Source organism: Microcoleus sp. (assembly GCF_049646505.1).
Lineage (GTDB): Bacteria > Cyanobacteriota > Cyanobacteriia > Cyanobacteriales > Microcoleaceae > Microcoleus.
On record NZ_JBARVX010000188.1, the window covers coordinates 1 to 13,137 of the forward strand.

A 13,137-nucleotide genomic window follows, 5' to 3' on the forward strand; every position below is an offset into this window, starting at 1 on the left:
TTACTCCCCCCCTTAGCAAGGGGGGGCTGGGGGGGGTTTCCTATGTTTGCGAGTTAAAAATTGACGGTTCTGCTTTGGCCTTAACCTATGAAAATGGGGTTTTAGTTCGCGGTGCGACGCGGGGAGATGGGATTGCGGGAGAGGATATTACTCAAAATGTCAAGACTATTCGCTCGATTCCTTTAAAACTCAATTTAGATAATCCGCCGCCTGTTGTGGAAGTGCGGGGAGAGGCTTTTTTGTCTTTGGCTGTGTTTGAGGAAATTAATCGGGAACGGGAAAAAGCGGGGGAACAATTGTTTGCTAATCCTCGGAATGCGGCGGCTGGTACGCTGCGACAGTTGGATTCTAAAGTTGTGGATAAGCGAAAGTTAGATTTCTTTGCTTATACTCTGCATTTAGATGAGAATAACGAGGAGAAGACGCAGTGGGATTCGTTGGAATTATTGCGAAGAATGGGGTTTAAAGTGAATCCCAATCGCAAAGTTTGCTATTCTTTGGATGAGGTGCGGGAGTATTATGAATATTGGGATAGTGAGCGGCGAAATTTGCCTTACATGACTGATGGGGTTGTTGTTAAGGTTAATCCGGTTTTGCTGCAAAAACAATTGGGTTTTACTCAACGATTTCCGCGTTGGGCGATCGCCCTGAAGTATCCGGCCGCCGAAGTCCCTACAATGGTGGAAGGAGTCACCGTACAAGTAGGGAGAACCGGAGCTCTGACACCTGTAGCGGAACTCAAACCGGTGCAGTTGGCTGGAACCACGGTTTCGCGCGCTTCTCTCCACAATAGCGATCGACTTTCCGAGCTAAATCTCCACATTGGCGATACTGTGATTGTCAGAAAAGCTGGAGAGATTATACCAGAAGTTGTGCGAGTTTTGCCGGAACTTCGTCCCCAAAATGCTCAACTTTTTCAAATGCCTAGTTGCTGTCCCGAATGCGCCCAGCCTGTGGTTCGGGAAAAAGGGGAGGCGGTTACTCGCTGCATCAATACGTCTTGTCCGGCAATTTTGAGGGGTTCGCTGATTCATTTTTGCAGCCGGGATGCTCTGGATATTAACGGTGTTGGGGAAAAGTTGGTGCAGCAGATGGTTGATAGCAATCTGCTCAATTCTGCGGCGGATTTGTACGATTTGACGGCCGAAAGATTGATGAGTTTGGAACGCATGGGTAAGAAGTTGGCCCAAAAGTTGGTAAGTGCGATCGCCCAATCGAAAAATCAACCTTATTCGCGGGTACTTTACGGCTTGGGAATCCGCCACGTCGGCAGTGTCAACGCTCAATTGCTGACAGAAAGGTTTGCAAATGTGGAAGAGTTAGCCGCAGTATCGGCCGCTGCGATTGAGGGCGTGTACGGCATCGGGCCGGAGATTGCACAATCGGTTTCTCAGTGGTTTAGAGTTCCGGCAAATCAAAGTTTAATTGCACGGTTAAAAATTGCGGGTTTGCAATTGCAGTCAGAAGTTAAAAGTCAGAATTTAGCAGATATAAATTTACAATTTGCTGGCAAAACCTTTGTACTGACTGGAACTTTGCCGACTCTGAAACGAGATGAAGCCAAAGATTTGATTGTCAAAGCTGGAGGCAAAGTTACAGGTTCTGTTAGTGCTAAAACTGATTATGTGGTTGTGGGTGAAGATGCGGGTTCTAAGTTGGAAAAAGCTCAATCTTTGGGGGTAAAACTACTTTCGGAATCTGAGTTATTAGAACTGCTATCGAAACCATAAATGATTGGTGAAAGTCAATAGAACTCTGTTTGCTCTTTCTCTGCGCCCTCTGCGGCCTCTGCGGTTAAAAAAAAGCTGATTCATTCAGCCGTTTTCAAAGAACATCGGCAACAATTCTATTTCCCTAGGTGCAAAATAGCCGATCCTCTTCGTTGGCGCAGCCCCCGTAGGGGCGGGCTCCGCTAACGCGAATTGCACAATACCTCAAAAGGCATAGAAATTGCGTTCGCGATCAATATACATACTTCCCGGGCGCTAGTGCCTTTTGAGGTTGCCAGTACAGACGAGTTTTGCTAAAATTTGAGAGAATTTGCAAGAGCGAGCCATCGCCTCCAGCAGTTCCCAGCAAATCCCAAAAATCAGAGGAGCTACGTGATGTCGGAAATCCCAGAACAAACACAAACAAATTTGCCGCCTCCAGAAGTAAGCTCCGAAGCCTCTATTTCTTTGACGGAAAACTTAAAAAGTAGCTTGGGAAACATCCTGGGCAGTTGGAAGGTTAAAGCAGGATTAGCAGTGGCCGTACTGTTTGGAGTGTTCCTATTTTGGTTTTACTGGCAGCACATGATTGCAGTCGCAGGTATGAAGAGTTGGGCGAGCCGATCGGGCGCTAGGGCGATCGAATGTATGGTAAGAGATACTAATAACGACCAGTATGTAAGTTGCAGCGCTCTCCTAGACCAGCAAATCGTCCCTCTCGAATGCAGTTCTAGTTTGTTAAACATCGGTTGTCGCGTCAATTATGGAACTGCCGCACCTAATATCAAACAGGGTGGGCCCAGAGCTGCTGCTTTCTGATAATTTGTGACTCGCTAGTGTCGAAAGATGGATACAATCCCCGAAAAAAGTCGCAGCGAGAAAAAAAAATTGGACGTTAGTTGAAGCCCCCAGATTCATCTGTGGGGGTTGTATTTACTTTTTCAAATTGAATTGATTTTCTATCAAAAAACCTGTTGGAAGTCAGGACTTTAGTCCTCATAAAAGTCGCTGAAAACTCGCGAGAGACTCAGTATTTGATTTTTGGGGACTCTCGCACTCAATCTTGATAAGCTGTCTCTGTCGATGGTTGAGTTTTATTCTTGTCCGTCAGAAATATGCTTGACTCTTTTACTGCTAGCAGCAGCTAGGTTATTTTGAGTTTGAGCAAACATTTCGCTCCCCGGTTCCCGATTGCTTAAAACTATTTGATAACCAGTGATGGCAATTTCAATATTATTCGCTCTATTCCCACCGGGAAAGTCACTAATATGAATGCTCAAATTCTCAATGAGGCCGACAATTGAGCTAATTGTTTCAGAATTTTCGTCTGCGATTAATTTCTGGGCGACTTGCTGTACAATTTCGGCAAAACGGGGATTGAGGAGATGTTCCCTCTCGGCCAGCATGGGGTGAATTACTGCTGTATCGCTATTGCTATCTTGTTCTGCTTGCAATAATTCTAGGAAAAATTTTGCATACTCTTGGAAATTTTCACCTTCGGAATTGCCGCCATCTGCGTTATCGTTTGCATCCATGAATTCTCCTAGCTGACTGGCCAGATTTCGGAGGAATTTAGCGCCGTTCTCGCCTCCTTGTTGCGCTAAGGTTGATGCTACTAACTCGCAAGTTTGCAGAAATCCGCGATCGAGCAATTCTAAGTGATCCTGTAATATCTGCGGTTCTGCTCCGTTGGGGCTGTTCAGCAGAATGTGAATTAATTGCAGGTAGGCTTGGGCGCGGTTTTCTTCCATTTTTGGTTTGCGAATAACACCGGGATTTATTTTATCATAATTCGGCTGTCGCGCAAATAAACATTGCATATTCAGGGCGGGCAGGATGCCCACCACACTCATTGTTTTATTTTTTTTGACATACAGTTTAAATGCTGCAACAGCTTAAAGCCTAGATAATGCTACCTTTGGCATTAATCTCTCCAAAATTTGCTCGATCGCAATTACCGTCCAATCAATATCAGCTTCAGTTGTTTCTCGTCCGAGTGTCAAGCGAATTCCACAAACGGCATCATTTTCGCTATATCCCATTGCTAACAAAACGGGGCTGGGTGTTAGTTTGCCGCTGTTGCAAGCGGAACCGGAACTTATGCCAATTCCTGCTAAGTTTAGCTGTCTCACTAAAGTTTTGCCCGTGATTCGCCCTGTATTTATTTCTTGGTAAGGGCTGCTGTTGGGGGAGACAATGCAAAAACTGACGTGGTGCGGCAGCCGGGAAGATCGATCGCCCGTTGGTACTAAACTGGGTAAATGAGCTAATTTCTCAAAAAGTCGATCGCGCAATTCAATTAATCTCGCTGTTTCCCTATCTATTTCCTGCAAAGCCAATTCCGCAGCCACGCCAAAACCCGCGATTGCGGGCAGCGCTTGCGTCCCTGAACGCAGTTTCAACTCTTGTCCGCCCCCCCCCAACATTGGTACTAATTCTAGTCCCGGACGCACGTAAAGCGCGCCTGCACCCTGCGGCCCGTAAAGTTTGTGACTGGAAACCGAAAGCAAATCTACTGGCAATTTCTGCACGTCTATTGGCAGTTTCCCGGCTACCTGAACTGCATCGGTATGAAACACGATATTGCGCGATCGGGCAATTTGTGATAATGCTTCAATTGGTTGCAGCGTGCCAACTTCGCTTTGTCCGTAAACAATCGAAATTAACACTGTATTCGATCGCAATGCTTCTTGCAAATCCAAGGGGTGAATTCGCCCCAATTTATCCACCGGTAATCGCGTCACTTCCCATCCCCACTGTTCGAGTTGTCGCGCCGGTTCTGCGACTGCCGAATGCTCTACGCTGGAAATAATGATATGCTGCGGGTTTGTATAAAGACGGGCAATTCCCATAATCGCCAAATTGTCCGCTTCTGTGCCGCCGGAAGTAAAAATTATCGATTCCGGTAGTGCGTTAATTAGGCTAGCAACCTGCATTCTAGCTAATTCTAAAGCAGTGGCCGCCCTTTGTCCCCATTCGTGCAAGCTGGAAGGATTTCCCCAATATTGAGTTAGGGCTTTTTGCATAGCATCAATTGCTTCTGGGCGTGTCGGCGTTGTAGCGCTATAGTCGAGATAAATTTGCATAATTTTAAAGAACGAATAACTAATGACTAATGACCAATGACTAATGACTAATGACTAATGACTCCCAGGTTTGCAAACGTTGTAGTCTTCGTGGGACAAAACTTTTTGCGGATTTAAGAAAGTGCCGCAATCTTCACAAAGCATTCTGTAGTTGCGTGTTACAGGAATGCTAACAATCCAGCGGTTGTGACGCAGGCGTTTGCCGCCGAAATCTCTGTAATTTTTATTTTCGCCCAAAGCTGCTATAATTGCGCGAGCTTTAATCACTACATGGTCGGGTAAACCTCTGAGGTCGATCGCATCTTTAGCAAATGATGCTTCCTTCTCTTGTTTTTTGGTTTGTTTTTCTGCCAGCATTTCAACATATTGCTGCTGCGCTGCCAACTCTTGCGTGCAGCGATGGCACGCTTTACCATATCCTTTGTGACCGCAATCAAAAATTGTTTTTCTTTTAGCCATAAAGCAGCAGTATCGGGTTTGACCCACGCCCCTGAATGCTGCTACCCTACCAGTGATGCTTCCGGCACCGAGGCAGTTCTACAAGACGTAAAATCTATTCCCTTTCATGAATTTTATAGTTCTAAGTTTACTGGATAGAATATGTTTGAACTGCGGGTAAGCCTATAAGCTGTTGCTCATATAGATTGTGTATGGCGATGGAGGGGGAGAGGGGGAGAGGGGGAGAGGGGGAGAGGGGGAGAGGATGTGACGATTTTTTATTGTCATCAAAATATACAATTTAAATGCACAACATCTTAACCTCAATAAAAATTTAAATTTTGTGACTGTACTTTATGATAATTTACTCGGTTTGTGTTGTGCTGGACTGCTGGCGATCGCTCTGGCGGGTTGCGGACAAGCAAAGCAGGACGTGCAGAAAGTGCCTCAGAGTCTGCCTCCGCTGCCTCAAGACCCCTTGTTGCAAGTATACTTCAATCAGTCCCTCACTTCTAGTTATGCGGAGCCTTACCGCCAGCAAATTAGACCGGGGGATGATTTAGAAAAGTTGGTGGCGGAGGCAGTTGCAAGTGCTCGATCGACCGTAGATGTGGCGGTTCAGGAGTTTCGATTGCCCGGTATCGCCCGCCAGATGGTCGATCGCGCGCGCAGTGGCATTAAAGTCAGATTAATTGTCGAACATCTGTATGCTCGCCCTTGGAGCGATTATACAGCCCAGGAGTTAGCAAAATTACCCGAACGAGAGCGCTCTCGTTACAGCGAATTTGTCCAACTTGCCGATACCAACAAAGACGGTAAATTGAGTGCCGAAGAAATCAAGCAAAACGACGCTTTGGTAATTCTCAAAGATGCGGGAATCCCTGTCATTGACGATACTGCTGACGGCAGTAAAGGCAGCGGTTTGATGCACCACAAATTCGTGGTAATTGACAGCAAAACAGTCATCGTAACTTCTGCTAATTTTACAACCAGCGATATCCACGGAGATTTCAAAACACCAGCCAGTCGCGGCAATGCCAACAATTTACTGAAAATTGAAAGTCCTCAATTAGGGCAAATATTTAATCAAGAATTTAACATCATGTGGGGCGACGGGCCAGGAGGTAAACCCGACAGCAAGTTTGGCCTGAAAAAACCGTTTCGCGCCGCCCAAAAAATGAAAATTGGCAGTGCAACTGTGGCGGTGCAATTTTCGCCGACAAGTGCGACTTTGCCTTGGGAAAAAAGCGTCAACAGTTTGATAGATAAAAATTTGGGTAGTGCGAAAAAGTCGGTTAATTTGGCACTGTTTGTATTTTCGGCTCAGCGGTTGTCAAATACTCTGGAAATTGAGGCTAGGCGGGGTGTGGCGGTGCGAGCGCTGATTGACTCAAATTTTATTTATCGCTCTTACAGCGAAGGTTTGGATATGATGGGGGCTACTTTGATGCAAGATTGCAGCTTAGAAGCTGACAATCGCCCGTGGAGAAAGCCACTGACTTCGGTGGGGGTGCCGGTGTTGCCAAAGGGCGATCGCCTGCACCACAAATTCGGCGTTATCGACGGAAATACGGTGATTGCAGGTTCTCACAACTGGAGTGAGGCTGCAAATCGCGGGAATGACGAGACGTTGCTGGCGATCGAGAGTCCGACAGTTGCGGCCCATTTTGAGCGGGAGTTCGATCGGCTTTACGAAGGTGCAATCTTGGGAATTCCCCACCGCATCAAAAAGAGAATGGACGCTAAGAAAAAAGAGTGCGAATCAGTACAAGCAGCATCAAAATCTGCGAAGGCTAAACCTCAAATACCGGGTAAAAAGTTAGTTAATTTAAATGCCGCGACTCAGCAAGAATTAGAAACATTGCCAGGAGTTGGCCCGAAGTTGGCCGAGAGAATTATTGCAGCGCGGGAAAAGCAGCCTTTTGAGTCGTGGGAGGATGTCGAAAGGTTGCAAGGAGTCGGAAGAAAGACAACAGACAAATGGCGCAATTTAGTCGCATTTTAAAGCGATTTAGTCGCATTTTAAAGATAAGACGGCGGTTGAAACCGCAACTACACAAACGATGTCCGCCTGCGCGGACTCAAGAAAATCACATAATTTTCAACGCCCGGTCTTCTTATCTTCAACCTGCGGAGGCAGGTTTTGTTTGTGTAGGCGCGGTTTCAACCGCCGTCCGATCGATCGCGCGATCGGCAATGATTGATTCAAGTAATGGGGTGAAAGTAAAATGCCGATGCTAACACAATATACGTTGCTAAAAGCAGCACTCCTTCCAGCCAATTAGAGCGCCCGTCAAGACTGATTAGATTAGCTATTGTAACTGCGATCGCAACTGCAACTACTTCAAACGGACTAAAGTTTAAATCCATCGGCTGATGAATCACTAATCCAATAATCACCAATATCGGCGCTACCAGCAAAGCAACTAACAAACTAGAACCCATCGCGACAGAAACTGACAAATCCATATTGTTTTTCATCGCAACTCCCACCGCAGTTACATATTCGGCCGCACCGCCCACAATCGGCAACAGAATCACCCCTGTAAACAGCGGTGTCAATCCCAATCCTTTGGTAGTTTCTTCGACAACACCCACGAAAATTTCTGATTCAAAAGCAACGGCAACAGTTGAGGCAACTAACACCCCTACCCACAGCCACAAATTCGGTTTGTGCGCTGTAGTTTCATCGGTATTTTGAGGATTTTCTGACTCTAGTTCCACTAACCCAACATCGTAAAGATAGCTGTGAGTTTTTAAGGAAAATAGCAGAGTTAGAGCGTAAACTGCAATTAGGACGATCGCAGTTATTAACGAAAGATTCTGAATGGCTGCTGGTTCCACTCCGTTTGAGGTGTAAATCACCATCGCCGGCAGCAGAATTGCAATCACCGCTAGAGTCATTGTGGAACCGTTCACCCGCGCGATAACTGGCTTAAATTCTTGTTCTTTGTACTTGAACCCTCCTAGCAGCATGGACAATCCCATAACTAATAGCAAGTTGCTGATAATTGTGCCGGTGATGCTGGCTTTTACAATGTCAATCAAGCCTGCTTTTAGGGCAACTATGGCAATAATTAATTCCGTAGCATTGCCGAAGACTGCATTTAATAAGCCGCCTATGGATGGCCCTGTGACGATCGCCACTTCTTCTGTTGCTGTGCTCAACCAAATCGCCAGAGGTACAATAGCTAAAGCGGATGTGATGAAAACTGCGAGGGAACCCCAGTGCAAATACTCAGCGGCGATGGAAATGGGGATGAAAACTAGCAGGGCTATGGAAAGAATTTTTTTGATTGACATAGGGTGTCGGATGGTGTATTGAAGCGTGAAATCGAGTTATCGGGGCGGGAGCAAAATTGATTTTAGACTCTTCAACTATTCTCTGACAATTCTGGTGGCGAGTGCGATCGACTATTGGGAATTTTTAACCGCAAATGCACGCAGATCGAGGCAGATTGAATATAATAGAATTATATCGACATCGGTGAAAAGATATGTCTCAATCTGTAGTGCCAGTTGTTGAATCAAAGCAAATTGATACTTCACCCACCTTAACCTTTGAAGAATACCGATTTTATCAAACTGATTCCGATCTACAATATGAACTGTACAAAGGCAAATTAATTCCGATGCCGATCGCAACAGTTTTACATATCAAAATTTGCGAATATTTAGTTTACAAATTGCAGCGTTACCTAGCGGAACACAATCTTGAATTAGTAGCAAAAACAGGTTTAGGAGTAAGAACAGAAGAAGATACCTCTCGGATTCCTGATGTAGTTGTTTGCACTCAAAGTCTTTTGGAACAAGCTGCTGCTAGGCCCGGTGCAGGCATCCTCGATTTTGAGGAAAAGCCGCTGTTAGTCATAGAGGTAGTGAGTCAAAATCGGCGCGCCGATTACGTGATTAAACGAGCTGAGTACGAACTAGCTAACGTGCCCGAATATATCATTGTTGACCCTACACCTAACAAAGAACTGGTGCGAGTTTTAGCTTTTCCTGAAGGGGAAGACATCTATACCCAGAATGATTTTAGGGCGGGACAACAAATGGTGTCTGCAGTATTTCCCAATCTGACATTATCAGTGAATGAAATACTGTCTCCGCCATTAGTTGAAGGGTTGATTAAAGCAGAACAAGCTCGGTTCCAGGAACTTGAGCAGCAAGCTGCGGTGGATCGCCAACGGGCTGATGAGCAGGGCCAACGGGCTGAAAGATTGGCGGTGAGGTTGCGAGAATTAGGAGTAGATCCCGATCGCATTTAGGAGCTTAAATAACCCCTAAATCATGAGTTAATTGTTATTAGTTAGATTGAATCCGCGCTGCATCGGAATTATTCAGATATTTCTGCTATTCATCTGCGTGAATCTGCGTTCATCAATTGTCATCTGCGGTTGCAAAATTCTCTTTTTTTGACCGCAGATACAGGCAGATTAACACAGATTAACGCAGATGAGTTAGATGTATTCCGGTTGCACAGTCCGCGATTGTTGACACTTTTTGGCATTCATGAGTGCGATCGATCGGGCTTGATACTGTGCAGCTATTCAACCCAACGCACCCGCACAAAATGAGCTTCGCGTCCCCAGAAGTCCTGACTTACAGAAATATCAACTACACTCAAATTAAACGGAATAGCAGTTGTCACGTAGCGCTGAGCCAGAGAACCCGCGTCAGGAGCTAACTGAGCCGCAGCCGCAGCCGCAGCACCCAAACCTAAAAGTTGCAGGATGGGCCCTTTCGGCATGGCTAAATTGATGCCGACAGCAAGTCCAGCAGTCAGCAGCATTGCCACGGACAAATTTGTGCCACAGCGGGGATGTACCGCTAAATCCCACTCTCCGCCGGCAATCCGGTGCAAAGCTTCGCCCACTGCGCGGCGCAACTGTGCGATGTCAACGTGACCGTAAAGATAAAATCCTTCGTCTGTGGACATCCCGCCCAATAACTGATTGTCGGCTTTTGCGGACGCCGGGCCGGATTGGCTTAGTACCCAAACGGTAGCGTGTTCCAAAGCATGAACTTGGCGCACAGTCAAGATTTCCTTCAAACCGGGCACGAAATTGAGTTGCCGCAACAAGTCAGCATCTTGAGTCGGCTGCGGGGCAAAGTCAAAAGGAAATTCGTTAGTGCGATCGGAAGCAGAAGCAGTATTTGTCGTCATCTCAAAACGCCTCCACTAATATCAAAACTTAAATTTTTAAGGCGAGATTCACGGTTGAACGCGCTTGCCGGCGCGAAACTCTCCAGAAAACCGTCTGCCTTTAGCATCTGTAATTACTCCTCTACCGTGAGGAAGTCCCTTCCGCAATTCGCCTTGGTAGCGAATGCCGTTCGGGAAACTGCAAGTACCTTTGCCGTCTAGCTGTTCGTTAAAAAACTGACCCTCGCAGCGGGTGCCGTCAGTGCGGGTGAAGACTCCCCGACCAAACGGGTTTCCTGCGAAAAACTGTCCGGCGTAGCGATCGCCGTTAGCAAAGATAAATTGCCCTTGGCCGTGCGGCTGACTGCTAGCAGCCCCGCCAACTTGTTCAACAATTTGAAATGTTCCCCGGTAGCGATCGCCATTGGAAAAAACAGCTTCTCCCCTGACGATCAGACCGTTGCGGTACTCTCCCACCATGCGGTCATCGTTGGCGAACAGAAACACGCCTTGACCGTTGGGCACGCCGTTGCGAAACACTCCTTCATACCGATCGCCGTTCGAGTACACGTATACTCCTTGTCCTTGAGGTCTGCCGTTGACGAAATTTCCTTGATAATTGTCGCCATTGGGGTAGTTGCACTTGACTCTACCGTTCGGGGGAGAGCCTTCGCAAATCGGAGAGCGGGTTTCGCCTGCTGCTGGCGCAGCCAGTGACGGCTGACTGTTGGCTGCCAGCCCGAGGTATCCTACCCCCGAACTAACCAACATCAGGATTCCGAGTTTTTTAATTGAGCGAAGCATGAATGTTCTCAATTTTGGTTCCAAGGATTGAGGTAAATTTTTCATTTAACTGAGTTCTGGGCAACTTGGGGAGATTTTTCTCCCACAATTTTCGACACCTCTACACCGTTTTCTTCTAAAACCACAACAGGATCGGCTCCTGATTGGAAATCGACTCGTTTGATCAGCACCTGCCCGCTGGCAATCCGCTGTCCTACTTTGATATATCGACTTGTTGGCTCGTTAGGTGCTTTCACAATTACCAGTATGTCATTACCGACTTTGACTACGCCACTAACTTCAACTCCTTTGGCATTGTCTGTCGAAGGCGGAGGCGGCGGGGGGGCCGGAGTTGGTGGGGGCGGTGGCGGGTTCGGGTCTTGCCAGGAGGGCGGCGGCGTTACTTCTGGCAGCTTGGGCAGACCGGGCAGTTCTCTGGTGGCGATGTTGGGAATTGTGGGAGGGCTGGGGGGGCGAGCGGCGATCGCTGGCGATCGTCCCGGTGTTGCTCCAGGCAGTCCCGGTGTTGCTCCGGGCCGTCCGCCGGGGCCTGCTGGGAAGCCCGGTATAGATGGCAGTCCGGGTATTGATGATGCCGGAGCTCCAGCTATGCTTGGGGGGCCGGCAGGTCTGGCTCCGGGTCGTCCGCCGGGGCCTGCAGGTCTGGCTCCGGGCCGTCCGGGACCTGCTGGGAAGCCCGGTATAGATGGCAATCCGGGTATTGATGATGCCGGAGCTCCAGCTATGCTTGGGGAGCCGGCAGGTCTGGCTCCGGGCCGTCCGGGGCCTGCTGGCTGCCGTCCCGGTCTGGCTCCGGGCCGTCCGGGGCCTGCTTGGGGACGCGCTGAAATTGGCTGCCTCCATTGGGGTACGGAGGTTAAGGGCAGGTTGGGAAGGCTGGAAATCTGTACGGGAGTTTGAGATTGGGGAAGTTCGGCAATTGCACCGCCGCCCGGTACGCGATTGCGCTGTGCTGGCGTCCACTGAGGCGGGGTTCTACCGTCTGGGAGCTTGGGCAGATTTGGCACTTCTCTGACTGGCAGGTTGGGGAGTTCGCTGCCGGTCTGGCCGCCGTCTGTTTTGATCGGTTGAGGGGGAAGGACTGAGAATGGGTCGTTTCCTAAGCCGGGGATTGTGGTCTGTGGAATTGCTGTCCCGTTGACAATAGCTCCGTCTGCTTTCTTTTTGCCGTCGATGTCCGCTTGAGCTTGTCTGGCGCGTTCGTCGGGGTTTGTCGATCGGATCAAGCCGGGGGGCTGGGCCGCTACTACGGGAGAAGGAAATGTCTGAACTCCAGGACTGGGACTTGCGGTGGCGCCGGGAGTTCCAGGAGTGTTGGCGGCCGGTGGCGCTGATGCACCGGGAGTGAGAGTTGGACTAGGAGTGGGACTGACCGTGTTGCCGCCGCCGTCGCCGCCGCATCCTCCGATCGAGAAAGCCAGCATTCCTATAGTTGCAAAATATAAAAGTTTACGCATTGCCGATCGCCCCAAACGCCTGAGTTTTAAGTGATCCAAATGGCAAGCGCAGTTGCTGCCGTTTGCCGTTTTAAGTTTACCTGTGTTTGATGGTATGCGATCGATTTTAAATTGCCAAGTTTTCTGATTGGACGCGATGTTGGAGCGGGCCCCCGATCTTCGGGAGGAGGTTAGGATATCAGTGGCGGTCGTTCTTCAACATACTCAATCGGTAAAGGTATTTGTATGGTGGCAAAACTTATTTTCGAGCGGATTTGGCGATCGGGCATTGTTTCTGCGGCTGTTTTGGCTGCTGCTGTCTCGGCGGGGGGCGGCGAGGTGCATTCTCCCGCACATCTGGCAGCATTCTCAACCACACTTGAGAAACCGGGTGTATTGACCAAAAATCTCGGCTCTGGGGCGGTTACTCCGCCTGAAACCAATGTGGTGGAACTAATATCGGATGCGAGTTACCGGCAGATCGTGAAGCGGAGCTATCCCGAAGGGAATCGCACTTT

Annotated in this window: 11 protein-coding genes and 1 pseudogene; 5 read left to right on the plus strand and 7 right to left on the minus strand. The window is 48.3% G+C overall.

Features of this window, described 5'->3' with window-relative positions; genetic code table 11:
* Together ligA and WBA89_RS10355 are read left to right on the plus strand one after the other, a co-directional pair.
* On the plus strand, positions 1-1,730 hold a 1,730-nt coding region (ligA, locus tag WBA89_RS10350), incomplete at its 5' end, for an NAD-dependent DNA ligase LigA (protein ID WP_424406209.1).
* Between the two features lie 300 nt (positions 1,731-2,030).
* Positions 2,031-2,528 (plus strand): hypothetical protein, encoded by a 498-nt coding sequence (locus WBA89_RS10355; protein WP_424406210.1) that lies wholly within the window; start codon positions 2,031-2,033, stop codon positions 2,526-2,528.
* Positions 2,529-2,803: 275 nt separating this feature from the next.
* On the opposite strand, the gene WBA89_RS10360 is transcribed toward WBA89_RS10355, so the two are convergent.
* From WBA89_RS10360 to WBA89_RS10370, 3 genes are all read right to left on the minus strand, one after another.
* Positions 2,804-3,460, minus strand: coding sequence for a hypothetical protein (locus WBA89_RS10360; protein WP_424406211.1), 657 nt, complete (start codon positions 3,458-3,460; stop codon positions 2,804-2,806).
* Positions 3,461-3,604: 144 nt separating this feature from the next.
* The gene (locus tag WBA89_RS10365) at positions 3,605-4,795 is read right to left on the minus strand and encodes a cysteine desulfurase family protein (RefSeq protein WP_424406212.1); all 1,191 of its coding nucleotides are present in this window, start codon (positions 4,793-4,795) and stop codon (positions 3,605-3,607) included.
* Between the two features lie 54 nt (positions 4,796-4,849).
* Complete coding sequence (locus tag WBA89_RS10370) at positions 4,850-5,254, minus strand: DUF7682 family zinc-binding protein (protein WP_424406213.1); 405 nt, start codon at positions 5,252-5,254, stop codon at positions 4,850-4,852.
* A gap of 322 nt (positions 5,255-5,576) precedes the next feature.
* Between WBA89_RS10370 and WBA89_RS10375 the strand changes: the two genes are divergently transcribed.
* A complete protein-coding gene (locus WBA89_RS10375) occupies positions 5,577-7,238 on the plus strand; it encodes a DUF655 domain-containing protein (RefSeq protein WP_424406214.1) in 1,662 nt (553 codons plus the stop codon).
* Between the two features lie 200 nt (positions 7,239-7,438).
* Here the strand turns inward: WBA89_RS10375 and cax are convergent, their stop codons facing one another.
* Positions 7,439-8,536, minus strand: a complete 1,098-nt coding sequence (gene cax, locus WBA89_RS10380) for a calcium/proton exchanger (protein ID WP_424406215.1) — start codon at positions 8,534-8,536, stop codon at positions 7,439-7,441.
* Between the two features lie 194 nt (positions 8,537-8,730).
* On the opposite strand from cax, the gene WBA89_RS10385 reads away from it, so the two are divergent.
* Positions 8,731-9,501, plus strand: a complete 771-nt coding sequence (locus WBA89_RS10385) for a Uma2 family endonuclease (RefSeq protein ID WP_424406216.1) — start codon at positions 8,731-8,733, stop codon at positions 9,499-9,501.
* A 278-nt stretch (positions 9,502-9,779) separates the two neighbouring features.
* Here the strand turns inward: WBA89_RS10385 and WBA89_RS10390 are convergent, their stop codons facing one another.
* Genes WBA89_RS10390 through WBA89_RS10400 form a run of 3 tightly spaced genes read right to left on the minus strand, consistent with a single transcriptional unit; the run spans position 9,780 to position 12,640 of the window.
* Positions 9,780-10,400, minus strand: coding sequence for a DUF6391 domain-containing protein (locus WBA89_RS10390; RefSeq protein ID WP_424406217.1), 621 nt, complete (start codon positions 10,398-10,400; stop codon positions 9,780-9,782).
* A gap of 48 nt (positions 10,401-10,448) precedes the next feature.
* Positions 10,449-11,183, minus strand: a complete 735-nt coding sequence (locus WBA89_RS10395; RefSeq protein ID WP_424406219.1) for an MORN repeat-containing protein — start codon at positions 11,181-11,183, stop codon at positions 10,449-10,451.
* Positions 11,184-11,224: 41 nt separating this feature from the next.
* Entirely contained in the window at positions 11,225-12,640 is a 1,416-nt protein-coding gene (locus WBA89_RS10400; RefSeq protein WP_424406218.1) for a hypothetical protein, read from the minus strand.
* Positions 12,641-12,865: 225 nt separating this feature from the next.
* On the opposite strand from WBA89_RS10400, the pseudogene WBA89_RS10405 reads away from it, so the two are divergent.
* Positions 12,866-13,137, plus strand: a pseudogene (locus tag WBA89_RS10405) (hypothetical protein); the annotation flags it as partial.

Bases quoted from the DNA above. Each gene is read 5' to 3' on its own strand.
- cax (WP_424406215.1), bottom strand. From the start codon at position 8,536: ATGTCAATCAAAAAAATTCTTTCCATAGCCCTGCTAGTTTTCATCCCC.
- WBA89_RS10390 (WP_424406217.1), bottom strand. From the start codon at position 10,400: ATGACGACAAATACTGCTTCTGCTTCCGATCGCACTAACGAATTTCCT.
- WBA89_RS10400 (WP_424406218.1), bottom strand. From the start codon at position 12,640: ATGCGTAAACTTTTATATTTTGCAACTATAGGAATGCTGGCTTTCTCG.
- WBA89_RS10385 (WP_424406216.1), top strand. From the start codon at position 8,731: ATGTCTCAATCTGTAGTGCCAGTTGTTGAATCAAAGCAAATTGATACT.
- WBA89_RS10360 (WP_424406211.1), bottom strand. From the start codon at position 3,460: ATGGAAGAAAACCGCGCCCAAGCCTACCTGCAATTAATTCACATTCTG.
- WBA89_RS10365 (WP_424406212.1), bottom strand. From the start codon at position 4,795: ATGCAAATTTATCTCGACTATAGCGCTACAACGCCGACACGCCCAGAA.
- WBA89_RS10395 (WP_424406219.1), bottom strand. From the start codon at position 11,183: ATGCTTCGCTCAATTAAAAAACTCGGAATCCTGATGTTGGTTAGTTCG.
- WBA89_RS10370 (WP_424406213.1), bottom strand. From the start codon at position 5,254: ATGGCTAAAAGAAAAACAATTTTTGATTGCGGTCACAAAGGATATGGT.